This window comes from Gimesia sp., from assembly GCF_048262075.1.
Classification (GTDB): Bacteria; Planctomycetota; Planctomycetia; order Planctomycetales; family Planctomycetaceae; genus Gimesia.
Genome location: NZ_JBLXFK010000014.1, coordinates 102,372 through 128,237, shown reverse-complemented (window position 1 = coordinate 128,237; position 25,866 = coordinate 102,372). Strand labels below are relative to the sequence as shown.

The window sequence follows — 25,866 nt, the reverse complement described above, 5'->3', positions numbered from 1 at the left end:
ATTTTTGCCTATATTGCCTGCTGAAACAACCTAGAGATGTGATACTCCAAAGATGAATGAAGCTTCTCAAGATTGCGAAAACATTACGATGGGTGGAATTAAGCTTTCCGCCTCATAGTGCTGATCGAGTCGGATAAGAAATGTCCTGATGAGCCTATCACTACCCCCGCCATCTCCGATCGGAACACAAGATCATCCCCTTCTGCAGGATTTACCAGTCCACAAATTAATTTGGGAACATCGATTTTTGAATCTTTTATCCCGTATGAATATTGAGCAGACGGCAAATGAGTAGATCAAAAACATCCCATCCAAAATTGGAATGTTAAGAAATTAATATAAACCTCTCACATTCCGTTTCCTAAATGGAAATCCCCAGTTTATACTCAGGCGAATACTAAAGTCCATTTGAATACCATTCTTCGTAAATTATTACAGCTCAAGGGGGCCGAATTGGCTGTTCATCATATTCCGTGCGGAGATTTTGCGAATGAGAGTGAACGAAATGCTGTAGAGCGTTTGAAGTCAGACTTGAAACAGGTCGCTGGACAGCATGAATGGATCATCCTTTCCAACCTACCACACTCTGTTACGACGCAAGCGGTCCCCGATGACATTGACCTAATCGTGATTGGTCCATCAGGGTTGCATGTGATCGAGGTGAAGCACTGGGATGCTCCCTATCTTTCAAAATTCGGTCATACGGTTGATCATGAAACTAACAAGCTGGCAAACAAAATTCGCAAGATCGCAAGTAAACTGAAAAAAGCAAATATTGACGCCGGATTTTTAGCCGGAAAATTCTTGCTAACTCGCGGCAGTGTTTTTTGGAAAGCGAAACGCCCAATAATTCATGGTTCAAAATTTTTTGGACTAAAAGAAACATCGGATCTGCTGGAACTTGGTCTACAAACAGCTCTAAGCGAAAAGGATATCGAGAAGATTTGCCAGCTTTTGCAACCGCTAAGCAAAATCGCGTGGAAAGGGGAAGTCCGAAATATTGCGACGGCCAGGAACCTCGAGCGAATCGGACCAACCTTGGATCGATTTCACCGTGTCTATCGCGGTGAACATATTCGAACTCGTGATAAGATCGTTTTACATCTTTATGATCTCTCCGCCAGTGACGACCCCAAAGCAGATGAATTGGCTCGTCGCCATTTTGAAACGCTACAAAAACTGCAAAAATCAGCGTATGTTCCCCGACTAATGGACTCGTTTCAGGAAGTCCCGCAGTATCCGGGGGAGCTGATGTATTTCTCAATCATCGACCCGTGCGCGCCAACGTTAGATCAACGCGCCGGTGATGCAAAATGGGATATTGACGCCAGGATCGATTTCACTCGTCAGTCATTGGAAGCTTTGGCCGAATTGCACGCAAGCAGTTTGCGTGAAGTTCAGTTTGTTCATCGCCATATCTGTCCCAACTCGCTCTTGGTGGGCGCCGGAGACACACCAGTGTTCACGAATTTTGATTTGGCACGTATTTCAGGTACGATGACGCTTTCGCCCAACGCGAAAATGAATGAGCAAGAAGCCAACTTTGCAGCGCCAGAAACACTCATACAGGGGATTGGAGGAGCTGACCAACGCAGCGACGTTTACTCACTTTGCAAGTCACTTTTAACACTTTTCAATGGCATAAATGACGACGAAGCTATCAAGGCAATACTGAAGCTAGAAGCAGGCTTGACCGAAGATCCAGCTAAACGATCAACATTGGACGAGCTGGCAAAATCATTGTCGCTTGATGACAGCGAGAAAGTGTCGTCGAACAAAGCCGAAACAACATCGTTGGCTGCACGCTACTGGAGCGAAGGTGACCTCGTGGCGTTTAACAGCCAACAGTATCGCATTGCTGGCAAAATTGGTTCGGGCAGTTTTGGATCGACCTTCAAAGTGATTCAAGTACAGGACGATCAAGATGTTGGAATTTTTGTAGGCAAGGTGATGTTCGACCGTGAAAGCGGACAGCGTTCGCTTAACGCCTATCGACGAGTTCGTTCACATACCGACCGACCACATTTGGCAACGGTGTTTGAACATGCAAGCCAATGGGAAGACGATCGGTTTGTAGCGTTGTTGAAATGGGTCGAAGGAAGCACACTGCAAAATTGGATCGGATTGTCGGAGCTTTACGCTGAAGAACTTTGTGAATCGCCGGTGGCGATAGTTGGTGGCTGGATCACGAGTAGTTGCGAGGGACTTGCTTCGTTACATAGTGCTGGCTTGGTCCACGGAGATGTCAGCGCAAAGAATATACTAGAAAACGAAGGTGATGCAACGCTGGTCGACTTTGACTTCGTATTAAAAGAAGGGGAACCATGCTGGAATGTAGGAACTTTACTATACACTCCCCATCAGCAGGCAGAGGGCCAGCCAGCATCTTGCTCCCACGACATTTACGCACTAGCCGCAACGATTTTTCATGTAATGTTTGAGCGTGACCCGTTTTGGTATGACGGCCAGAAACTGCGAGAAAAAGGACTGAACTGGCAAGACCTCGACAGAGAGCCATGGGATTGGATTCCTGAGTTCCTAGATAAGGCGACATCCCCAGACTGCAAACAACGTTTCACTAATGCAATGCAGGCTTTGAAGTGGATCAAGGATCGCGTTGTCCAAAAGCATGCAATTGAAAAGCAAGAATCTTCTGGAAAGTCTGAAAGTCTCGATGACCATAAGGACGTCTCAAAAATTGTAGGTAAATCGGACGACTATAATACCGTTACTCGCACGCCCAATAAAGTTCCCTGGTTAGCGGAGCTTCTGTCGACTTACCCTGGCTCGCCTCGCGGGAGCATCGAAACACGCGGCTTAGATTCTGATTTCGCACACCAAACTTATGTCGAAACCAACCTGGAAGCGAACCTACTCGAAGAGATCAAACAGCGGAAAGTGCAGTTGGTCATCTTGTGCGGAAACGCGGGAGACGGCAAAACCGCGTTCTTGCAGCACCTTTCAATCCAACTCGGACTTGGAAAACAAGATTCCGCGAAACGGGTTTCGATGGGAAGTGCCATGGGATTGTCTGTCAAAATTAATCTCGACGGTGCTGCTTCATTCAAGGACCAGACTGCAGACGACTTGCTCAACGATTTGTTCGAACCATTTCTACAAGGTTCGTCTGATATTCCTCGGGTCCATTTGGTTGCGGTCAATGATGGTCGTTTACTTCAATGGGCAGAGGACTACGAGATCCAGCACCAAGAGACACCGCTGACCGATTGGATCATTGATACATTGATCGGTGATCACTCTCCCCAGCAACAAATGGATCACATTCGATTGGTGAATTTAAACGAACGCTCGCTGGTCGGGGACGCTCGCGTATTACCAGTGAACGAGGAAGACAAAGTAAACTGGGCTCCAACAACGGAATTCTTCAACTCCTTACTAGATCGTATGATTGGAGGCAAAAAACACGAAGAGATATGGGGACCTTGCCATACATGCTCGGCAGCTTCTCGCTGCACGGCTTGGAATTCCGTTCAAACACTTACCGGAATGGGAATTAGCGGGCAGTCGGTAGCAAGTAATGTCCGTCAGCAATTGGCTTCGGCCTTGCAAGCGGTTCACCAACGCGGTCAGGTTCACGTGACAACCCGAGAGCTTCGAGGAGCACTCAGTTACATCTTCTTTGGGGTTCACTACTGCGACGATTTGCACAAACAGCCAGAGCTGGAACCAGATAATTATTGGAATAGAGCATTCGCTTCGAACTCGATCATGCGACAAGGCGAATTGCTCGCCGAATTACAACGACTCGATCCTGCCTATGGAGCGAACCCCACTATTGACCGCTATCTTCGCAGTCACGACCCATCAGTTGACCCATTGTATCCCCCTAAGTTCCCACATCAGGATTCATTGATTTCAAAACGCCGCCGCGCTTACTTCGAATGGATTGCCGAACAAGCAAAGCAAGTCAGTGGTGATGCACACGCCGTCGAGCTTTTTCAAAGCGAAAGCCTGCGTCAATTCCGCGAAGTTGCAATTCTATCGTCGGATCAACGTAGCGAATTGACCCGCAAGCTGTGCTACGGAATTTCACGTTTAGAGCAATTGCCGCATCGCGTCCTCAGACGTAGTGGGGTCGTGCCACTAAAGGTCATGCCTCGGACTCCGGTTGAAACGACATTCTGGATCGAGAAACCACTCAATCGTTTTCATTTAACCGTTGATGAAACTGGCAAAAATGGAGGCGTAGAATGGTTGGCAAATAGCCTAATTTTGCGATTCGACTATCGTGATGGACGAACTGAAGAGTTGCGGCTCGGAAGCGATCTATTCGGTTTGTTACTTGAGCTGGCCGAGGGGTACCAAATCATGGACTCAGCCAATGACGATATTTTCACAAACCTTTCGATCTTCACCCAAAGATTGGCTCAAGAAGATGAACGTGAAGCCTTTGCTTGGAACCCTAGCCAGCCAGGTGAGGTTTTCCGGCTGGGGATACGAATGCAAAACGGATTACAGCAAATGTTCTTTGAGACTACGGAGATTACCCCAGTCACTTGCGAGAAGGCTGAACATGTCTGACAAGGTTGAAAAAGAAGTGTTGAACGAAGTTCTCACTCCAGCAATGGTCAATGATATTTGGACAACAAACTATGCGGAAGCTTTGGCCTTCACGCTTCAAGATTTTTCTGTAGGCGCTCTCCTGCCTGCTGTTTTCTATATGTTTCGTCGTGGTCATCGTCGCGGACAAGGAAACTTTGCCGACCAGTTCACGCCGCTTCCTGACGAAAAAGAGTTTACCCGCACTAGCACAAAGAAGGCAGCAACGGTTTTGAGTGTTGCGCGAGTTCTTGCAGAAGACCGGGAAAAGTTCTCTGGCTTCGACTCACAATTTGCTCAAAATATTCTCGCCGATTTCCTGTTAACCCATTGCCTAGAAAATCAACGTCATGAACCTGGACGCAAGAAGCCGGTCATCCGCGCTTTTCCAACTCATTATCAAGCCGCCTGGATGGATTTGCCGGCAAGCGTGGGGGACCTTCGGTTGGTTCCCGAATCTATTGTTGCAATTCTAGCGGATCAAAAGGAAGGAGACTCCATCTCCCATACGTTGACGAAGAAATCATTCTTCCGAGTCAATGATGATTTTCAAGGTAACATCTTGTTAGCTGTTTTTGGATCTGGAATGAGCGTTCGAGAGCTGAAGTCTGATCTGGTAGACGAATTTGATGAATCTGTTGAGATGGGATTGGACCAACTTGCAACCATTCGAGTAGCGAGGCAATGTAAGCAGCCGATAAAGTTAAAAGAAACTCGTTCAGCGAAGGCAGGCGGACATGGACGAGGGTCAAGTGAGATTGCAAATCAACAACCGATTGCAAAGCAAGCAGCGCGGGCATTCCGCGAGGATACACGAATTTTTCTGCAAGCATATGGAGATTCAATTCCTCGTCAGTCGTTAACTCAAATGCTGGAATCAAGCATAGGTTTGGGGCTGACCAATATCTTTCTTTCGACAGCGTCGGCTTTATTCGACTGGGAACAACATGGAGAGCTTCCTCAGCAGGATCATCCTTGGCCACTAGTTGTCGATTGTTCGTGCGGTTCCGATCATGAACTCAGGCGACTGTCAGAAGAAACAACGGACGATGTAACACGTCGTCTTCATCGACTTCCGGTTGTCTTGATGGCACTGCGCATTCTCGAATACCAATCTCGATTTGAAATCGATGATTTGCCGTCCAAACGGCCAGATTCAACCGATCGTATCAATATGCTTGGTAATATTTTGAAAGAACGGCATGAAGACAGCAAAATGATTTTGCGGGACGTAAGAAAGTATTGCAAAAGACTAGCAGAGCGATTCCGAGAAGAGGAGATTGGAGATGCGTCAATCAGTATCTTGGACAACTTGGAAACTATCCCAAATCCCGTCATGAGACTCGCCGAAGCGGTTACACAGATGATGGGCGATAGATTACAGGTTGCGCATATTTTGAAATGCTTTGGTTCCTGTGTCATGACCGGTCAAACAAATGGGCTAGCTAGTGAAAGGCGAGTGACATTTCAATCTATGCGAAACGGCCGTAAGTCGGGGATGATCAAGTCGATGCTACTTACCGACACTATGCTTGACTTCCTCGTTCACCGCCATTTGCGCAAACCTGGAAAGAATGGAATAACAAAACCCAATCCGATTTCGTTCAATGACTTTGTTTCATTGCTGCGTGAACGTTACGGATTTCTGGTAGACCAAGCCCCTCCAGGCCAAACGATATCCCGCGAACTATTACAACGGAATCGCAAATTCCTTGAGAAACGGCTTCGCAGCCTTGGACTACTGATGGGCGTCAATGACGCTGAATCTATGAAGAGACTTCGCCCTCGATTTGAAGCCCGCGTGATGGGCGAGGAGAATAACACATGACCACTGCAGCCGATTCAATGTCGTTGACGGATAAATTTGTTTCTTTTCTCAATCACGTGTTTACTGATCTATCGGGCCACCCCTCTCAAGGTAACGTTACTTTTTGCCGCTGCCTGTCGCCATCAATTGTTGAATCGCTAGCGGTGAATCAAAAGTTCAATCCCGAAGGATGGATCGTAAGGGCGGTGATTGATGAAATTGACACAGATCGAAGGTTTATTACATCTGATCAAGCTGTCGAGATTCGAGAGGATAAAGGAAAGGCAGTTTTACTGTTAATTGATGTTCTACGGGCGGGTGCCGGAATGGACGGTATCTACAGCGCTTCACGCGAACTGACCGAAGAAATGATTTTTCAACAGACTAAGTTGCTAACTCGTAAAGAGATCGGTGGAGAGCTTTTCAACAAGGCAGAATTAGCGATCAAGCAGGCCCGTTACATCGGAGAACGGAAATCTCTGTCGAAGTGGCAGCAGGTACAGTTTCTAGCGTCGTTGTGCGCAGCCCCTGACGAATTCGGACGGTCAATTTCGCTACTAGGTCTTTGGCCAATCCAAGGAGAGGGAGATTCGATCAAGGAGAGCGATTTGCAAATTTCCACGAGAATAGTCGATCGGTTGTTCCTTGGTTCTGGGAACGCTCGGACTCCGGCTGAACGTGTTAAATCGCTGTTGCTGAAGAACGAGACCCCTGAACAAGAAGTTGGATTACAGAAAGTAGTTCGTGAAGCAGGAAGTCGACCGTTGACTGATGTGATTGACCTAGTTGTCGATAATGAGTCACTTTGGCTAGGTGAAATTCAACCCGAATTCCTCAGTCAGCAGTTGCGCAAAGTGACGATTAAGAGTTGGCGTAGTAAGCAGGGAAAGATTTCCAAATGGTCGGGCATGGTCGATGGCACGCCTCCACAGTTTATCCTGTCCAATGATAAGTTATCGAAGCTAGAAGTACGTTTCGAGACAGAGCCAGAACAGCTTCCTAAAGGTAGTGTTGAATATAAAGTTAGCGTAGTTTCCGGGGAAGACGAATTGGCCTACAGAGATATCTCGCACGCAGTTCGTAAGGGCAGTCAGTACCAATCGGTAAAAATCACTACCGAAGACTTCGAGGGCATAGCGGAAGATTCTCAGTTTGAAGCCCGAGTCGTCGTCTCCGTGATTGGCAGCAGCGATGAAGAGATTGAAGATGAATCCGAAGAGTTTCTGATTCGATACGGCGAAACGATAAATGAAACGACGTCCAACACAACTAAGTATGAACGCTGCATGATCGAAGGTGCCGTCAATATCTCTGATGGAGAGCAATTCGACACGGATGTCACAAATGACGATTGCTACGAAATCGACAGATCAAAGAACTTCGTCGCATTTCGCGCTACTGCATCGAAAAAGAGTTTCAAAGTCGCTCGACCTCCATTGATCGATGTAATCGAGCAGATGCAGGCCGAGCAATCAACTCTGGGTCGCTGGTCAGTCCAGGTCCGCGGAGATGGGAAGAGAGTTTCTAATCCGGTTTTTCATCCATTTGACTCAATGGGGGTTCCAGAATCAGATTGGGATAAAGCTATCAAGGTTTCAGCAAGCTTACAAAGCGAACTCGCTGTTCGAGGTGGTTTTTGGGGAAGTGTTTACAGTGGCAATTTCAAGAAAGCCGACACGTACATCAACGCTTGGCTGCCAGTTCTTGAACAAGGGAATCCGCAAGTCGCTTTAACTGACACCATCGAAGTACAATCACTATCAGGGCAGACCATTGGGTTAATTGTGCTACCCAGTCACCCTTTACGTATTGCTTGGCACGTTGCCTACGATCAACTGATGCGATACTTACGTTTTGATATTGGGTTGGCTCCGACTCGAGTTCGGGAAGCGGTTACAAATCTGCAAGCTGCTCATTTTCCTTCAATTCTTCCGGGTTTAATCGAAGGCCAAAACTTTATTTACGCCGACACTCTGTCCTTCTTTGCAACTGCAATGGTGAGCGATCAAGACCCTGAACCAAAATCCGCCGTCGCAATGTTAATGCGATCGCTTGGTCTGAACGAGCACGACCCGGACGTCAGCTCCATGGGTGTTCAGGTCAGTAGTTCACTAGCCCGGGAAGTTTCTCGTTACATCCAATTTCACAAACTTGGTGAATCATCGGGCGGCGCAGTATTACTGCATGCCTTGCGTCCTGGTGATGGCTGTACCGTTGCCCGTGCACTTGGCACCGTCTTGAAAACAGCTGTGACAGACGAAGATGCAGCTTCACCAGTTCGTTTCAACTTGGAAATGTTTCCGGCTCAAGAAAACTCGGACATCACAGGTAGTTTCTTGGTCGATTTAGTCGAGCGAGCTCGTACGGGAGCATCAGGAATTTCCGAAGGCGATCGTTGGATGTTGGAAAGCCAGTCAAATTCGGGCGGCGTCACCTTGCCCCGTTTGCGCTGGGCCAAGAAAGACACCAAAGTACCTGCATCTCCAGCGCACATGGCAATCGCATTTGACAGTTTTGACACTGACGTGCATTTCGTTTCTCGGGACAGTTTACCTGAAACGGCTCCGCTTCATGTATTCGGTTTGGTTGCAAATATTCAACGTCGTTTCAAATTTCAGCCATCAGCGGAATGGTTGAGCTGGTTACCGCCTGATTCGACTGGGGAAAAACACCCGGCAGGCCGTTCGATGTCGGATCGTATTACAAAACTTAACAAGGCGATCATGGGTTGTGTAGCACGCTTCGCGGGACTGGACAACAATGTTTGGCCGGTCCTGCGCACACAGTTGTCAGTCGAGCAGTTAGAAATGCTCCGTACGATCCACAAACTATCCGACTGGGTCATCACTGTTGACCGAAATACTGGAGTCGAATTTTTCGATGCACCTCACGATGAACCCAGCATCTACGAGACTTATGTGATTGACTGCGTTCCCGAGCGTGATGATTTAGGCAGCTTACAGATGATTACGTCTACCACCCGTACCGACGAAATCCGTGAATTGCTTGACGAAATGTTAGAACGGATGAGTTTGAGCGCCAGCCGTAAGAACTGCGAGTTCCTAGTTCATCACCTAAAGGCATTAAGTGGTCGTTTGGCGATGCGACTAACCAGTCTCGGGAGCACAAGCAGCGAATTGGTAGCGCTGTCTTTGGTTCATTCCCATTGCGAAAACGCGACCGATGACAGTTTGTCTTGGATATCGCTTCGGAATGGATTTTTAGTCCCTGTCGATGATATTCCCGACCTTGCACCAAAAGAAAAACGCAACAGTCCATCGAGTCCAAGTGATGCAGCTCCCAAAGTCCGCTCTGACTTAATCTACATTTCGCTACCTGCTCGAGGCGGATTATCGTTCACATTCATCGAAGTCAAATATCGTCGCAACCTTCGTGCTGCTCGGTCCTTAGATTTGATACGGCAAATTGAGGAACAGACTCAGATACATCGTGATACTTGGATGAACTGGTACTTCGATGGCAATACTGCCGAGCCACTACAAGCGATCCGTCGCAGTCGACTAGTCCGTGCTCTCCGATTTTACCTTGAAAAAGCACATCGGCACTACCTGAACACTTCACAATACGAGCGTTTCCGAAGCCAGTTAGACCGTATGATGATGGACGGTGCCAATTACAAATTTACGGAACCTGCTATTCCGAGCCGTGGATATATATTCTGCCCTGAGTTCGTATCGGCAAATCCGGAGACGATTTCCGAATCGGGGTCACCAACGAAAATCGTATTATTTGGAGCTACAACGATGCCCGATCTAGCAGTCGGCGTCGAGCGAACACCTGCCCCCCCTGCTCCCGAAGCACTGGAGCCGGGAAAAGATGCTTTAACAAATCTGAGTACTCCGGACGAGAGTAACCCCGATCTGAATTCAGATGCAAAAAAAGCGGGAAATGAAAACGAAACTACGCAGTTTTCAGTCCAACCAAATGATGGAAAAAAGTTAGAAAATGATTCAGATAAAATTCGAACAGAGAATCAACCATCCGAACCTGCGTCTGTCCGACTTGGGATTGAGAAATCGAGTGACGATCCGGTTTTTTGGTCGGTCTCAAGTTCAGCCAATCCCCATTTAATGATTGTTGGTTTCCCTGGAATGGGAAAAACCGAAGCGGTGATGAATATCTGTCAGCAGTTGATGCAGCAAGACATCACCCCAATTGTGTTTTCTTATCACCCAGACATTGATGAGCGTCTTATGGAAAAGCTTGAGAACGTTCAACTACTCGACCATCAGCAGCTTGGTTTCAATCCGATGCACCTGGATAGTGTGACACGAACCGCTCACGTCGACAGCGCCGGAATGCTTCGCGATGTATTCTCGGCAATGTTCCCCGACCTTGGCGACATTCAGTTAGAGGCCCTTCGGAGTGCGATACGTGAGTCCTATGTTCGCCATGGCTGGGGAGGTGACAATGAGAGCCCGACAATTCCGGACTTTAGGGAATTCTATAGCATCCTGAAACGAGAACCAAAGCCTGAAAAGAATTTGCTTGCAAGACTGGACGAACTGGACGACTACCATATTTTTAGTAACTCCGGTGAAGTGCGGAGTCTTCTTGAAAGCAAAAATCCGCTGGTTCTCCAGATACATGCGACTCAAAACGAACTCGTTCAGCGAGCGGTTGCCATGCTTGCTTTATTTAATGTCTATAAAGAGATGTTCCGTCGTGGTGTTCAAGACCGAATCACTCACGCGGTTGTATTTGACGAAGCACACCGCGCGAGTAAAATGAAGCTGCTTCCAAAGCTTGCCGCAGAGTGTCGAAAATTCGGTATCTCATTGATTCTTGCATCGCAATCAGCGAAAGATTTTGATCCAGCGTTGTACTCTAATGTTGCCAGCTATCTGCTGCTCCGAATGACAGACCAGGACGCTAACATTCTCTCAAAAAACATTACCACCTCAGATCAGGCGAAACGAGTTTCAGACAGAATGAAGCAGCTCGAAAAGTACCATGCTCTCTTTTTCCGGGAAGGCTTCCGTCACCCTACTCATGTCCAGCTTGATCCACCTTCATGATTTTTCACTGCACCGTCATTAAATAATACCAATATTTTTTGATCGGTACCAAATAAAGCCCTACACCTTCGGTAAGAGCAGCTTGTAGGATGCAGAACCAATTGCTTACATTACAATAGAATTAGTATTGGAATAGGACCATATCCTAGAGTAACCCGGTTGGGGTCTTTGATGGATGAGCCATGAATAATTCAACATCATTTTCACAATGCGAACAAGAGCACCAGATTAGTTTAAAGCCAATATTGTATTCCGCTGAGGCATGTAAACTTGGCATCTACAACAACAAGCCCATGGAAATCTATCTTCGAAACGACTTGGAAAATGAAAACTTGCACGCCAGCATTCGTGACCAGGCTATCAAATACTTCAATGTCCGCAACATACCCTGGCACTCTGTAGGTCATCTCATATCGTCCCAGTCTTGCTGTGTGAATCTCGTCTTCCCGTTTATGCAACACCCCGATCAGCTGAAAAGCGTGCTGCAGAAACTTGGCTATCCAGTCAAAGAAGTACTTCCGTTCGAACTGGACATATTAAACCGCCTTCATACAGCCGGATGGAAACTGAATCTCGACAGCAATCCGCGTGAACAATGCCCACCACATTACATAGCGTTCGAATGGATCGGCGCAAAGAATTATTTGAGGGAACTGCGGGGCCCCAACGTCTGCGGCGACACAACCCGTGGTCGAGGACACAGGTTCTCGTCAGTGGATTTCGCCGTTCGATTCAGGCAAACTGACGGACGCATTCAAATCGTCATGTCAGAGTGGAAGTACACTGAGTCATATCCCGAGAATAATAGCAAGCAAACCAGCGACACCGGGACAGACCGTCTCGAACGTATTTATCGGCAGTCTCTTGATAAGAGCGATTGCCAAATCAGGTTACCCTGTGGTGTGAAATACGAAGACCTGTTCTTTGATCCCTTTGATCAGATGATGCGTCACCAACTATTGACTTCAGCAATGCAACGTGAGCAAGAGATGGGAGCAGACATCGTATCGTATCTACACATCGCACCAAAGGCTAATACAGAGCTCGTCAAGCGAATCACGTCACCGAAACTCAAACGACTGGGCAACTCCATCTATGAGGTGTGGCATCAACTGGTCGTTCCCGGCCGCTTTCAGCACTGCTTCCTAGAAGACTTTCTGAAAGCAGCAGTCAGCCATGCACCAAACGAAGGTTGGGCCGACTTTGTAACGAGACGCTATGAGGGCGTGGCGGCGAGCGTCAAATCAAGCAAGCTAGGAAAATGAAACACAATTGCCCGACGTGCGGCACAGAATATGAACTGGGGCCAAACATATTGCCTGAGTGCCCCAAATGTAAGCGAGACCACAGCACAGTATTCCGAGTGCAATACCAAAGACGCATATTTATACGACGCTATCCATCGGAACTGCCTTACCGAGGTTCATACGGTGCCTGAAAACACTGAATACATCGAGAACTACCTATCCGACATGGTGAGCATATTTTTACAGTAAAGCGGAAGGGTTGTTCTAATACGTCCGTTGACACTCTGTTTTTGGGGTCGGTTAAAACTTGAAGCAACCAGCTATGATATTTAGAATATCAGCTTAATTCTATTTACGTTAAACACTTGCGACACTAAATCAGGTATTCTGAAATGATCAGGGATAGACGAACATTCGCAAGAGCCGAAGAATTGGACCAGATTATTGTTCTCATAAACACTGAGTGGCTCACCTTGCTTTCGTATAGGGTAGCTTTGATTAGGAAGTATTAGTTAGAAATAAAGTCTGTAGAGCACGCCTAGGTCCGATTGTAGTAGTTATAATTATTGCTCTTGCGACAATTGGCCTCAAACTCAATAATCCCGTGTGGGCGCAACGAGAGTAAAGTCGATCGACACTTGCATACAGTATTAGCCAAGGGTATCCTAAGCTCAGAAGTTAGTATCAAAGCGACTTGCAAAAAACAACGGCCAAAGAAAAGCAAAATGAATCATCCTGATGACATGAGTAGTGAAGAAACGATCTACGCTGAAATTGAGCCAGTTGCGGATGTTGACGCATCACAAGAATTGGCTCGTCTCAAATGGCTTGTCGAACGCTACGAGGTTGTCGTAGGTGTCTTCGCACACTCGTTAACAGACGAGTTCCTGCCTTCTGAAGAAGCCTTAAAAGATTGGGTGAATAACCTATCATTACTTCGGGAGGCATCGTTCCCGATCAGCGACTACTTGCATAAAAATGCCGAAAAGATTCATGCATCGACACATCGAGCCTACTTCCAGCGGGTTAACTCACTAATCTCCCAAGCAATCCGAGTTCTTATAGAAGGTAAGCTTGACGAGTCTCCCGAAGCAAGTGATGAACCTACCGAAGTTAGTGACGATCCGATATGTGTAACTACCGCTGCTGACTTGTTGATCCAGGCAAATTTAAAACTGCGAAGTGCGAGTACTGTTCTTGTTAGTTGGTCCAAGGAATTTAAATCTATTGATGCAGCGATGCCCCAGTCGTTAGAAAATGCCGTACCACGTCGAGCCGTAGTTGAACGACTATTAGATCGGCAGGAACAACGTTTACAAAGCTTAGCTGATTATGATGACGTCAGTACTGCTCATGTTCACAAGCAATGCATGGCATCTCGAAAGCTCTACCTACTCTGTCACTTCATGGCGACTCTGTACCCCGATATGTGGACCCAAGAACGCCTAAACAATCTACTTAAAGTACAAGAGAACCTGATCAAGAGGATGTGTGATGGGTCACCCTCTAGGCAAAGCGTTACTCATCGACGCAATCACATACTGTCCTCAGCAGTTCTGAATCCTTGGGGTTCTTCTAAATAGTACTTGGACTTCCGCCGGAATAGTGGGCGCGAGATTAAGGCTAGGTTGCCTGCTAAAACTGTCCTGGGCTTTTATCGCCCAGGGCCGAATGTTTTCGTTTGCGATTACAAAATGTTTCGATGTGGACAAAGACACTTAAGCTTACTGTCTGACGAGTTGTGTACCGTTCCTGATATGCCAGTTCTTTTTCAGTGTTGTGAAGAATTATTCCAAGGGGGCATCATCCCAGCAGTTCCCCTTCCTAATCATAGTGCATTTGATCCTGAGTTCTCTTAACAACAGTTGAAACGCATCACAGGCGTACTGACTCCCGCGATCAGAATGAATCAGTAATCCCCCCCTGGGACACTTCCAGACGATGGCCATCCTCAAGGCATCGCATAACCGAGCAGACAGAGATTGGTATGCTGCCGGCCCCATTCGCCACGGGCCAACTCCAACCCCTTCTGTTTGTTAACTGATTTCATGGCCGCGAAGTCATAATCTTCCAGTCCTTTTTCCACTGGGAACTGAGCCTGTTTGATCCGGCTGGTCAGCGCATTCGTGGACCGGGCCGCCACTTCCAGTTCAGTCAACTGCAGCAGATATTGTTCGAACGTCTGATTTGAGCTAGCCGCTTCGTGGGCCAACTTCTCGAACTCCGCATTCATGGCCGGTAATCTCCACCCAAGATCCTAATCAATGTAACCGTTTTCCCAGGTACTGCCTGGTTCAATGAATAAGGTCTTCACTTCGCCCTGCTGAGCCAGTCCCGCACCCGCTCATCCGTGAACTCGGGACCATTGTCACTGCGAATATGATCCGGGACTCCACGACGCACAAACAGGTCGCTCAACATGCTGAAACCAAAGCAGTCTTGAATTATCTATGTATTGATTGCATCAGACCAGCTTTGGGCTTAGTATACCTTTATTCCATTTAAATCAAATGAGCAGAGGAAACACAATGACGCATGTCGACCATCTCATTCTCGTCTATATTGATTCAGATACAATTGATTTAGCACCTTTGAATGATTTGCTACCACCTAATCTAACAATTGAAACCCGTGCATTAGGTACGAAGGTCTCTATACCGCCAAAGACTATCGGTGCGGTCTTGCAAGCTCACGAATCAGCGGTGGACTGGATGACAAAACTTCAATTTCTCGACATTCCGGTAGCTTGCTTCATTTCAGATGAGGGGAATAATATCGATTTGGAGTTAGATCTGGAGCTTATGCCAGAACCAAGCTTAGGCGATGCATTTACCACCCTGCTCGAATTGATACAAGACCGCTCCAGCGAAAATCAAATGGATGATTCATCTCCAGTCGAACCCGAGTCATTTGATCTCGTAAGCTTAGTCAAGGCTCGTTTGCAGTCAGCAATGTATCGTGGAGATAGAATTGATGACGATCAACAAAGTTGGCAATCAGAAAACTATGACCGACATATCCAAACGCTTCTAACTACTATCTGTGAACCTGTAAAGAGTCAGTCAAAAACAACATTTCTAGATCTAGCCTCATGCGTTCTTGCGGCACGCTTGACAAAACACTTCATAAGTTATCGATACAAACAACCCTATCATTTGAGCAAGCAACGCACAACACCACCTGGATTGTCCACACCAACCGAAAGCATTCGAAAGCTACTGATAGGTTGGGATGGATTATTCACACTAATCTTTTCATTGGTGGATTTCATCGAAGATAATCCTGATGGGATCGAATTTAAGTTCAAGGAATTCGAAGCTGACCCCGAGTGGGTGGCATTGACCATCAATCGACTTCCTGACTTCAATACTCCTCCATCTGACTTTCGCAAAATTCCACTTATTGGTATCAAATACTGCGAATTAGCAAAGTCTACTCTTATAGACGATGAGCATCGCGCTAATAAATTGTGGAAGTATTCCACCGAAGAAAATCAAGTGATACTAAAATTATATGCACCATCTCACCAAGGTACTGAAGAATGAGTGATTTCACGAATGGCGCATCCTACTTGGTTATCGATCTCGGAGGTGAACAGGCTTTTCAGGGACTAGGTGGGCAACTAGCTTCGTGTCTTGAATCAATCACAGGTATTGAGCCAAATAAAATCTGCCTTAGCTTTGATGAGTCTCAAACATATTGCTCGGAAGACAAAAGTGATATTATCAAGCTTCAGCAACTTAGCGATCAGGTCACAATCGAGAACTCTTTTTGCCATCATAACCGCGGTGTATTTGTTGTACTCTCATGTCAGCAGTCAAAGAAGCTTAATGAACTTTTTAGTGGCGGTACGGCACTCGCGGTCAGCACTATGGGTGTTGACGAAACAAATCCAATTGCGTTTGAAGAGAATGGGGATTCAAGTCCGTTCTGGCCTCGGTTTTTGGAATTACTTCAAAGAACCCATGCTAGAAACAGAGTGATACTGTTTACACTCGATCCATTAAATTTTCCGCAAGTGAAAGACTGGCGTTTTGATATCGTTCAACTGAGGAATGAGGACAGCATATCGGAATATGTACTTACCCGAATTGGACGTGATATCTTTAATTTCTCGTTAAGAGTTGATGAACGTGACAAGGAGTTATTCGTTCGAAAAGAAGCCAAACATGGCCAGACTTCGGGTACCCATACAGGAAGCTTACTACAATCGGAGTACCAAGACTGGTTTCGCCAAGAGTTTGGCAGTCTTTCCGTCTCTTTAGCATTTCTGAGTTCTTGCTGGAAACCACTCTGTAAATTGCCAATACCAAAGGAAGATGAGCCCACGGACCGATTTATGCTACCTTGGCAAGCTCAAATTGCTGTCGGAGTGACACGAATGTGTCGAAGAATGAGTACATGGACGCTTGAAGGTGAACCGTTTGAATGCACAGTAGTCCTAGTAGGACAGGAGCCAGATGCGATACTGAAAGAAAACGGGGCCCGTTTTCGCAGTTTGATAGAACTCGATACCCCATGCCCGTTTAATTTCGATTACGAAGATGAAATTCGCCAATATGCAGAGATGGCTCAAGGCCCCCCACTACTGATGATCATCTCTGCTAGGGACGGTCATTTGCACCATCTCGCAACTTCTTTAATGTCTGACAATTCTGGCTTGTCCCATCGTTATTTCAAAGAATTGGCAGGAGAACATGGAATTGTCTTTCGTGTTCGTCCACCTGCGAAAGTGGATATCTTCACCAGAGACAGACTAGCATTAGGATATGATGGCTTTCAGTGGAATGAGGCACCATTTGATAAACTTGAAAAGGCAGCAAATAACCACTTCGAAATAAAAGATGTTCAGCAGAAATGTGTCGATAGACTAATTGAGTCCACGCAGCGATTATTAGATCAATCGCAAAGTAGTATCTTCATCTTAGTGCCTGAGGCAGAGCGAAAAACTGCATTAGAGTTGACCAGTGAATCCTTACGTCCTTCGATTTTGTGGCCGACTCAAACACGTATCAAGATAGGTGAAGTAGATCCAGCAGTACTTGCTTCGATTCTGCAGTTAGATGGCGCACACCTGATCGATCAAGATGGAGAAGTTTTTGCTATCTCCCGAAGGATAAACGCGCGTCTGGATGCAAGACATCGAATCGGTCTTTCAGAAAAGGAGTTTGACTCTATTCGCCAGAAACTACACTGTCTTCCAAGTGGTGCTATGGCGAGACGAATTCAACAGCCTTCAAACGAGGACTTTGGCGAGCTAGTCTTTCCTCGTCGAATTTCTCCCCAGTGGATAGAAGATTGGGATGAAACCAACGTTCTACTCACTACGCCTGGATTAGGAGCTAAAATCAAAGCGGAGATCGTGGAAGAGCTAACCGAGCTATACGTACTTGGTTTCGTACAGGATTTTACAGTGCATTCTCTGAGAGGACTGCAAAGCCAACTTACCACTGAAAACGTCGATAACAATATTATACAATATGACGACGATAAGATTGGGTTGGTACTTTGGGATTCGCGCAAAGGAAAAAAAGCCCCGTCAGATGAAATGGTATTCGTCAAAACTGTAGTTGAAGATATCTGCAAACAAGCCAACAGAGGCAAGCATACACTAACGAAGGAATGGTTTGTTGATCGCATGATCCCTAAAACAACAAAAACTGACGATGGAGAAATTGTTTTTCCTGGTCTTGTTCTAACTCCCGATGGCCGAGTTCTCGTACTCGAAAGATTATTTATGCAGGTAATGAATGCTCGTGGGTTACCCACTGGACTGTATGAAGGGTTGTTTGATTGGCACCGCTACGGTAGTCATAACGCGTCTAAGTCATCGGGTACTGGTACGCGAGCTGCTGAAGAGATTCACCACTCGTTACCACAGAGCTCGGTAGTGAAGGTATCTGCTAGCGGAAAACTTTCGGTCAAACGCAGTACAAACTAATTCAGAAATACAAAAAGTATGAAGCTGAAACATCACATACATATTATCATCGCCTTATCACTGTTATGTTTTGGTTTAATTGGAATGATCGGGGCGACGTCCCTGCATCACAACCATGAGAATATAGCTCGCTTCCTCGATCATCTATCGGCTGCATTGATTGTAGTTGGTTTAATTTCAATGATTGAGAAAATATTTGTCGAAAAGGAACTGATTTCGTATCTGATCGAACTTTTCAAATTAAAGAGATCTGTTCATGAAGCCGGGATTAGTGAAGCTTATGTAGGACCAGATAAATCAAAATTTGAAGAGATACTCCTCAGTAGTCACCATTTAGCGATCGTTTTCAATGACGGATATAAATGGTGCTCTGACACGTCGATTGCCAGATTGTTGGGAACTCGATTTGCAAACAAACAGACATCAACAGAAATATTTCTACTAAACCCTGAGTGCAGTTTTCTGGATGAACTTGCCAAAAAAACGCGTGATGAAGATCAAGACATCCAACTTGAAAAAAGTCGGATCGCTGAAAAAATTGACAGAACCATCGCATTACTTCAAAAGTTACATTCTGATTCCAATACTGGCTCACTTTTAGAAATAAGATTGATCTCCGCCTATCCAACTTACACATTATTTCTAGGTGATCGCTCAGCTATAGTCTCTTTTTATACGATCACTTCCAGCTCACGACAACCTGTACCGGTACTAGAGCTGTGTCCCTTGGGCAGCGACTCATTTTATGAGTTTTTTCAAAAGGACCTAACGCGTCTTAAAAGTTCGCGAGAAACGATTCTCGTTGCACCATTACCGGAGAGCACCACTTGAGCCATACTCATCACCGAACTCCTTTTCGGTATTCCATTGAGGCTTGCTCCCAGTAACTTGCTTCCATATCTCGATAAGTCGTGATTCATTTTTCGGATCTCATTCACATCCATCTCCCAAGGACTTGTTGGGTTCGCTTCATCAGAAGCACTTACCGTCCCCATGATTCTGACAGCTAATTCCTGAACCAGAATTGAAAAACCCATGAGGTTTAGTTCAGATTCACCCAAAAATGATTCTATCTCTTGGAACTTACAAGAGGATACATCGCAATGTATCAGGCCAGCTCTCCGAACAGTTGGCTGTTTCTACTCCCACCTCACGGTGAAAACTCGATAGTCAATGCCGCCATTGCACATAATTATACCGCCCCGCTTCAGAGTTTTAAGCGGCCATTTCCTCCCGCTCACTTGGAGAAGTGTGATCTGAAAAGTAGGTCATGCTCAATCGCAACACATGGGGTTATTTTTGCACCTGGTAGCGCAGGTACTATTCAAGAGGTATTTCAAGACGCAGCTCAGAATCACTATAAATCCTTTGGAATATCAAGTCCAATGATTTTTCTGGGGCACGGATATTGGAAATGGCAGAAGCCCGTTTTTCCACTCTTATCGCAACTTGCAGCAGGTTATGAGTACGCGCCATTGTTGGCAATTACAGATTCTCGTGATGATATTATAAAGCGGATTACGACCTTTTCAGCAACTCAACCATAGCTATGGAGCCCGTGGGTTGTCGCTACTTGCAGGTAAACAAACCGTCGGCATGATGAATGAGGCTGAATATGAAGAGACTCTGGCCCTGGCTGAGAATCTGTTAAATCAGCAGTTCGACTCTCCCACGCAGGCGAACCAGATCTGGGTGAGTGATATCACGTATTTGTGGACTGATGAGGGTTGGTTGTATTTGGCTGGAGTCCTTCTTCGCAACGCTGAAAAAGGAACTGGTCTATCGGGAGCGGTAACACCTCGATTGAAATTTACTTGTAACCTGCCACTCGGGAAAACAGCTTACAAAACCCTACCACCCACTACCACTTTTTATTTAAATTACCACTTGAAACTGCATTTTTCAGCTATAAAATGCGATGGCATGAAACAACATCCCTTTTTTAAAATGGTCTAGAAATCACGGCGTTTAAGGGCACTTTTACCCGATCCTCAAGTTGTCTTCGGAACCGGGGGTTGGGGGTTCGAATCCCTCCGGGTGTATTTCTTTAAATAAATCAAATTGTAACAAAGCCTTTGTTTTCGCGACGAAGGCTTTGTTCATTCCCGGATATTTTTTTTCTCCGTTGGGGGAAGAGTCGGCAGCATCTTCAGATAAAGCAACGAGTCTTTTCGCCGGTATAACGGACTCTCAAACGGCATCACCGTCAGCTCCTGATAACCACTGCCTCCCCTGTTAAATTCAATACAATACCGCCTGATCTTTCCAGACCAGTATGTCTCCCACTCTGTATTCACTTTGCCATCTTTAGTAATTCGGACCGGTGTTTTCAGACCGTGGTATCCGTAACCGCCGTCAATTTCCTGCGGTTCTACCCCCTCTGCAATCAACTGTTGAATCAGCTGAAACCGTGCCGCAGACCAGCGCCAGTAATCAATCGTTCCTGTGATTGAGATCCCAGCCAGAACCAGGGAGAAACAGAGATAAAAACCTGTCATCAGCCGCCACTTATAAATCTTCCCCTTATAGAGAAAACCAGCCATCGCGATACAGATGAGTAAATAACGATCGAAAAGAAAAAATTGACTCAGGACACTGATGGTTACGACCACAGACAGCAGAAGTAAAAATGATGCCAGAGGCACGGGAACTGAACCAGGGAAACGTCGATATCCGTTCTCACACGCCTTGCTTAAAGCTTCAATAATTCTTGAGAGCAGTAATGTCCCCGAAATGAGTGAGACCAGATGGATCAACAGAATTATTTCTTCTAAGTCAGGGGTCCCGGGACGCAGTTGATGGATGATTGCGGTGTCATGTAAGCCTTCTCCGATAAGACCAAAATAATAGAAATGTGCCCAGGTAACACGATCGAGTGCAGCGAATCCAAACTCTGCCGGTGAAGAATAAATTAACTTGAGTTCCGAAAGCAAAAAAATAAGTGCGCATCCTAAAAGTACTTTGGGTTGCCATTTTCGAGGTGTCATCAATTCAAAAGGCAACCAGAACAGGCTGATCAGCGCAAGCCCTTGCTGCCAGGCCGAACAAAAGTTGGTGATGCTCTGCAGTGGTCTATCCGTCAGTGTTCTGAATATAATTTGCAATCGTGGTAGGAGGCCACTGACATTACCGCCGCCCTGATCCAGCCAGTGCCAGACCACAAATAAAAAGACAAAAGGAACCAGTATACCCACCAGAGTTACCCACACGCGCCTCCGTTGCCAGACAGCAGGCTGAATGAGAAAAACAAGTAATAAAGCCAGTCCATATTGGCGCTGCAGAGTGACCAGACCAATCGCTACACCTGTCAGCAAAAGCACAGGAAGCTTCATCGTCCGCCCTGACAAGCCGATCGCTGATACAGCAACAAGAATCAACAGCAGGAACATCATGTCTGTCATGAAGCTCCAGGAGAGCGGTACCACCAGGGGATTCACAGCCAGTAAGCAGGATTTTGCAGCAGCAGATAGAGGTCGATCACCAAAGATTCGGAGGCTGGCATAAAATAAATATACGCAGGCAATACCAATCGCCAGCCCTACCCAGCGAAGCAGTTCTCCACTGGCATTTCCTGAGATCAGGCAAACCAGATTGCCCAGGATCAATTGGGGCAGCCCCCACGCCATCGCAGCTGGATGTAATCGAAGGGTCCCCTGCTCGAACCATTGTTGACATGCCCAACTGTAGGCCCAGTCATCATTACAGACAACTTTTGTTTCCCAGGGAATCGAAAAAGCAATGATGGTATGTATCACGATCATAAGCAGTGACAGAAAAAACAGGGAAAGGATGTCTTCCTTACCATTTCCTGTGAATGACTGCTCTGAAGCACCAGTGGATTTCATATGGCAACTGATTTCTCTTTTGGATGGCAGCTTTGTCAGATCAGTCTCAGCACCGCCGAAAACAATCCATACGTACACCAACCCAAAATAACTTAATCAATTCACAAATCCAGTCTTTTCTGAAAAGAAGAATGCAAACTGCCCCAAGAGCCCCGGAGACGTTACAGGAAAACGGGACAGAGTCTAAACGACGGCCCCCTGCTCCTGCAGTGTTTTTCGCAGTTGTTCAATATCGACTTCGCGAGGTGTGACAGACTGTTTCAGGGAGAGACTGGCTGCGGTCCCAGCAGCCTGGCCGGTGGCATAGCAGGGGGGAATCACGCGTGCTGAGGCAGCTCCTTCGTGGTCTGCGGAGATGGGCCGTCCTGCTACGAGGAGATTACTGACCTGTCGCGGCACGAGGCAGCGATAGGGAATTTCGTAATGATCTGCATGAATGCCTTCCAGTCGACCACGTGGTCCCTGGGGATCGTGGATATCAATGGGATAAGAACACTGGGCAATTCCATCTTCGAACTTGCGTCCTTCGAGCACATCCTCTCCATTGAGAACATAGTCTCCCAGGATATGTCGCGTCTCCCTCACACCAACCTGACTGCCTGTGGCAAGCAGTTGTACATTTTCCAGGCCGGGACAATGCGAACGGAAAAAGCGAATCAGCTCCCATGCCTGCCTGCGACTTTCCACTTCGGCGCGAGACAGGTCATCGGGATTTGTTCCATCGACATTCTGAACGCGGGTCGTATTCACGCGCCACTGACCGGGTGTCGGCTCGCGATAGATGTTCAGAAACTCGCGTTCCAGAGTCCAGGCGCCGGTTTTGCGTGCCTCTTTCACAATACATTCAAACAAGCGTTCTCCCGGATGCAGTTTTTCATGCTCTCGCATCCAGTCGACCACACGGTCATCATCGACATTGCCGATCGTCAGAAATAACGTGACTGGCATCATCTTACCGTCTTCGCGGCGGCCCACTTCAAAAGGAGCACCTGCTTTGGCTGCAATGTCTCCATCACCTGAAGTATCAATGACGACTTTCGGTCGCAGCAGTCCCAGCCCGGCTTTATCCAGAATCACAATATCAGAAATGCGTTCGCCGTCCATGATGACATCGACGAACGAAGTATGAAAACGTATTTGTGCGTCGGAATCGCAGACCATTTCCAGCGCTGCCATCTTGAGCGCTTCGACGTGAAAGGGAGTCACATTGGCATGTCCCAGTTCGATAAACGAACCCCAGGCAGAACCGGCTTCTGTCGTGGAAGGATCAACGGCACCTCCCATGGCCACCATACGGTCAATGACTTCCTGAAACAGCCCGGCGACGAGCTGCCTTTTTCCATCGGGTGTGTAGGACGTCATGAAAGGCCCCACCATACCAGCCGTCGAGGTTCCTCCCAGGAAACCATAGCGTTCGACCAGAATTGTGGATGCCCCGTTGCGGGCCGCGGCAGAAGCAGCGGCGACGCCGGCTGAGCCGCCGCCAATCACGGCGACATCCACGCTGGCGCGTAGTGGGATATCCCAGGTTTTTGTAATGAACTCAGTCTCGATTGTCATGGTTGTCGATCCAGGGGGAGTGAATAGTGCAAAGAGTGCAACACTCAAAATAGCAATCACTTAACCGGGTCGCAACACAGTCTCTGTACGTTCTGCATTCTGATCCGCGTGTAATAACAGAGTTCTGCCGGTTGAGTGTGCGCAGATTCTCTGTTTCGCTTGCAACGTTTTAATGAAAGCCGTTCCGAATTTCAGGCAGACACTGGCGCGAGTTCAGGTATGGGACTTCCAAACGGCAGAATTGCCACCGGGCGTCCCTGGAGGTCATGCAGTACATGCTCATGATCGATGCCCAGATGACGATATACGGTCGCCCAAAGATCATTGGGAGTCATGCGACGTTCGACCGGGTATTCCCCTTTGGGATTGGTTGCACCAATGACCTGGCCTGTTCGCATTCCGCCCCCTGAAACCAGGACAGACATCGCTTTCGGCCAGTGATCACGGCCGGGCTGCATGACGCCGGTCTGTGTACCACGCCGCACTGTGAGTTTAGGAGTGCGACCGAATTCTCCCGTGACGACCAGTAAGACCCGTCGATCCAGGCCGCGCTGATACAGGTCTTCGATTAAAGCAGATACGGCTTGATCATACGGAGGCAGGCGCCAGTCACAGTCTTTGAACAGATGCGCGTTGACCGCGTGGGAATCCCAGTTATAGGCTGCTGTCTTCGGTGTGCGTTTGCCGGGATAAGGGTGTTCCCACACCATTGTCACAAACCGGACACCAGATTCTACCAGGCGTCTTCCCAGAATGGCGCGTTGTCCGTAAGCATTCCAGCCGTAACGATCTCGCAGTTCTTTGGGTTCCTGGGAGAGATCGAATGCGCTACGAACCTTTTCGCTGGTCAGCATATCGATCGCCTGCCGATTGAAACTGTCCATGGCTTTCATTGATCCACTCTTGTCGACATCGCGTCGGAAATTATCAATGCCTTTCAGCATGGCGATCCGATCATCCAGTCGGGTTTCCATGGAGGACTTCACGCCAATATTCTGAACTTTGAATTCGGGATTACTGGGATCACCGGCGACCATAAACGGAGTTGAGGAGGGTCCAAGGTAAGCGGGGCCCATGGCAAAGGTATCGATTGAAGCACGGGACGCATCGACTTCGGAAACACACACCGGCATTTCGTTCCCGTTTTTCTCAAGCATCTTTTTGACAATGGTACTCACAGCGGGTGCGTCATTGATGGTCCCCACAGGAGTGGCGGGAACCCGACCGGTCATCAGTCGTTTGTGCCCGCCGCCATGGTCTGCAAATTCATGGTGAATAGAGCGAATCAGATTAAACTTATCTGCGATTTTAGCATGCTGGGGAAGCATCTCGCATACATCAAGACCAGGCACGTTCGTATGAATCGGACGGAATTCTCCACGATATTCTGCCGGTGCACCAGGCTTCATATCATAGGTTTCCATATGGGGAGGACCGCCGGGAAGCCAGACGAAAATCACAGACGTATCTTCGAGTGAATCGCCCATCGCTTTCGCCAGTGCCTGTTGACGCAGCAGATCATTCATTCCCAGTCCCAGCAGGCTGGCTCCGCCGAACTCAAGAAATGTACGACGCTTCATCGGTCCTGCACAGCGACCCGTTCCGGATTTTACACCCATTGCCATCATCCCAATCCGTAAAAAAACTCGATACGTTTTGAAAACCAGTACGCATCAACGTATTGTAATGTATCTTGCATCGTTTAGAATGGAAATACAAGTTCAATTTAATTCAGAAACTTCTGAAATTTGAACTGAATGATGAAAAATGATCGATAAATCCGATGCAGCAGCCAGCTTCGTCCTGTTTTGGGTCAACTGGCCTGGTCAAATCTGCTTAAGTCTGATTTCTCGAGACGGTTAATTCT

Annotated in this window: 15 protein-coding genes and 2 pseudogenes; 10 read left to right on the top strand and 7 right to left on the bottom strand. The window is 47.2% G+C overall.

Annotation, left to right across the window (positions count from 1 at the left end; translation table 11 throughout):
* The first annotated feature begins 408 nt into the window (after positions 1-408).
* The 5 genes from ACN0YH_RS22795 to ACN0YH_RS22775 all read left to right on the top strand — a co-directional run bounded on the left by ACN0YH_RS22795 (position 409) and on the right by ACN0YH_RS22775 (position 14,236).
* Positions 409-4,542: a protein kinase domain-containing protein gene (locus ACN0YH_RS22795; RefSeq protein ID WP_417381897.1), complete on the top strand. Its 4,134-nt coding sequence runs from the start codon at positions 409-411 to the stop codon at positions 4,540-4,542.
* On the top strand, positions 4,535-6,388 hold the full coding sequence (locus tag ACN0YH_RS22790; protein ID WP_417381896.1) for a hypothetical protein: 1,854 nt from the start codon (positions 4,535-4,537) through the stop codon (positions 6,386-6,388). Before ACN0YH_RS22795 ends, ACN0YH_RS22790 begins: the two co-directional genes overlap by 8 nt.
* Complete coding sequence (locus ACN0YH_RS22785) at positions 6,385-11,406, top strand: ATP-binding protein (RefSeq protein WP_417381895.1); 5,022 nt, start codon at positions 6,385-6,387, stop codon at positions 11,404-11,406. Before ACN0YH_RS22790 ends, ACN0YH_RS22785 begins: the two co-directional genes overlap by 4 nt.
* A 182-nt stretch (positions 11,407-11,588) precedes the next feature.
* A complete protein-coding gene (locus tag ACN0YH_RS22780) occupies positions 11,589-12,671 on the top strand; it encodes a PGN_0703 family putative restriction endonuclease (protein WP_417381894.1) in 1,083 nt (360 codons plus the stop codon).
* A gap of 707 nt (positions 12,672-13,378) precedes the next feature.
* Positions 13,379-14,236 (top strand): hypothetical protein, encoded by an 858-nt coding sequence (locus tag ACN0YH_RS22775; protein WP_417381893.1) that lies wholly within the window; start codon positions 13,379-13,381, stop codon positions 14,234-14,236.
* Between the two features lie 52 nt (positions 14,237-14,288).
* Here the strand turns inward: ACN0YH_RS22775 and ACN0YH_RS22770 are convergent, their stop codons facing one another.
* The 4 genes and pseudogenes from ACN0YH_RS22770 to ACN0YH_RS22755 form a co-directional block, all read right to left on the bottom strand.
* Positions 14,289-14,417, bottom strand: a complete 129-nt coding sequence (locus ACN0YH_RS22770) for an IS3 family transposase (protein WP_417381954.1) — start codon at positions 14,415-14,417, stop codon at positions 14,289-14,291.
* A gap of 23 nt (positions 14,418-14,440) precedes the next feature.
* A complete protein-coding gene (locus ACN0YH_RS22765) occupies positions 14,441-14,602 on the bottom strand; it encodes a hypothetical protein (protein ID WP_417381892.1) in 162 nt (53 codons plus the stop codon).
* A 2-nt stretch (positions 14,603-14,604) separates the two neighbouring features.
* The gene (locus ACN0YH_RS22760; protein WP_417381891.1) at positions 14,605-14,886 is read right to left on the bottom strand and encodes an ATP-binding protein; all 282 of its coding nucleotides are present in this window, start codon (positions 14,884-14,886) and stop codon (positions 14,605-14,607) included.
* 27 nt (positions 14,887-14,913) lie between these two features.
* Positions 14,914-15,071: pseudogene (locus ACN0YH_RS22755) on the bottom strand (IS3 family transposase); the annotation flags it as partial.
* A 110-nt stretch (positions 15,072-15,181) separates the two neighbouring features.
* On the opposite strand from ACN0YH_RS22755, the gene ACN0YH_RS22750 reads away from it, so the two are divergent.
* The 5 genes and pseudogenes from ACN0YH_RS22750 to ACN0YH_RS22730 all read left to right on the top strand — a co-directional run.
* Entirely contained in the window at positions 15,182-16,198 is a 1,017-nt protein-coding gene (locus tag ACN0YH_RS22750) for a hypothetical protein (RefSeq protein ID WP_417381890.1), read from the top strand.
* Entirely contained in the window at positions 16,195-18,594 is a 2,400-nt protein-coding gene (locus ACN0YH_RS22745) for a hypothetical protein (RefSeq protein ID WP_417381889.1), read from the top strand. Before ACN0YH_RS22750 ends, ACN0YH_RS22745 begins: the two co-directional genes overlap by 4 nt.
* A gap of 18 nt (positions 18,595-18,612) precedes the next feature.
* Positions 18,613-19,425, top strand: a complete 813-nt coding sequence (locus ACN0YH_RS22740) for a hypothetical protein (RefSeq protein WP_417381888.1) — start codon at positions 18,613-18,615, stop codon at positions 19,423-19,425.
* A 272-nt stretch (positions 19,426-19,697) separates the two neighbouring features.
* A complete protein-coding gene (locus ACN0YH_RS22735) occupies positions 19,698-20,141 on the top strand; it encodes a hypothetical protein (protein ID WP_417381887.1) in 444 nt (147 codons plus the stop codon).
* Positions 20,142-20,226: 85 nt separating this feature from the next.
* Positions 20,227-20,346, top strand: a pseudogene (locus tag ACN0YH_RS22730) (IS3 family transposase); the annotation flags it as partial.
* Positions 20,347-20,693: 347 nt separating this feature from the next.
* Here the strand turns inward: ACN0YH_RS22730 and ACN0YH_RS22725 are convergent.
* The 3 genes from ACN0YH_RS22725 to ACN0YH_RS22715 all read right to left on the bottom strand — a co-directional run bounded on the left by ACN0YH_RS22725 (position 20,694) and on the right by ACN0YH_RS22715 (position 25,618).
* Positions 20,694-22,439, bottom strand: a complete 1,746-nt coding sequence (locus ACN0YH_RS22725; RefSeq protein ID WP_417381886.1) for an ArnT family glycosyltransferase — start codon at positions 22,437-22,439, stop codon at positions 20,694-20,696.
* A 183-nt stretch (positions 22,440-22,622) separates the two neighbouring features.
* Positions 22,623-23,999: an FAD-dependent oxidoreductase gene (locus ACN0YH_RS22720; RefSeq protein WP_417381885.1), complete on the bottom strand. Its 1,377-nt coding sequence runs from the start codon at positions 23,997-23,999 to the stop codon at positions 22,623-22,625.
* Between the two features lie 191 nt (positions 24,000-24,190).
* Complete coding sequence (locus ACN0YH_RS22715) at positions 24,191-25,618, bottom strand: DUF1501 domain-containing protein (protein WP_417381884.1); 1,428 nt, start codon at positions 25,616-25,618, stop codon at positions 24,191-24,193.
* Positions 25,619-25,866 lie beyond the last annotated feature (248 nt).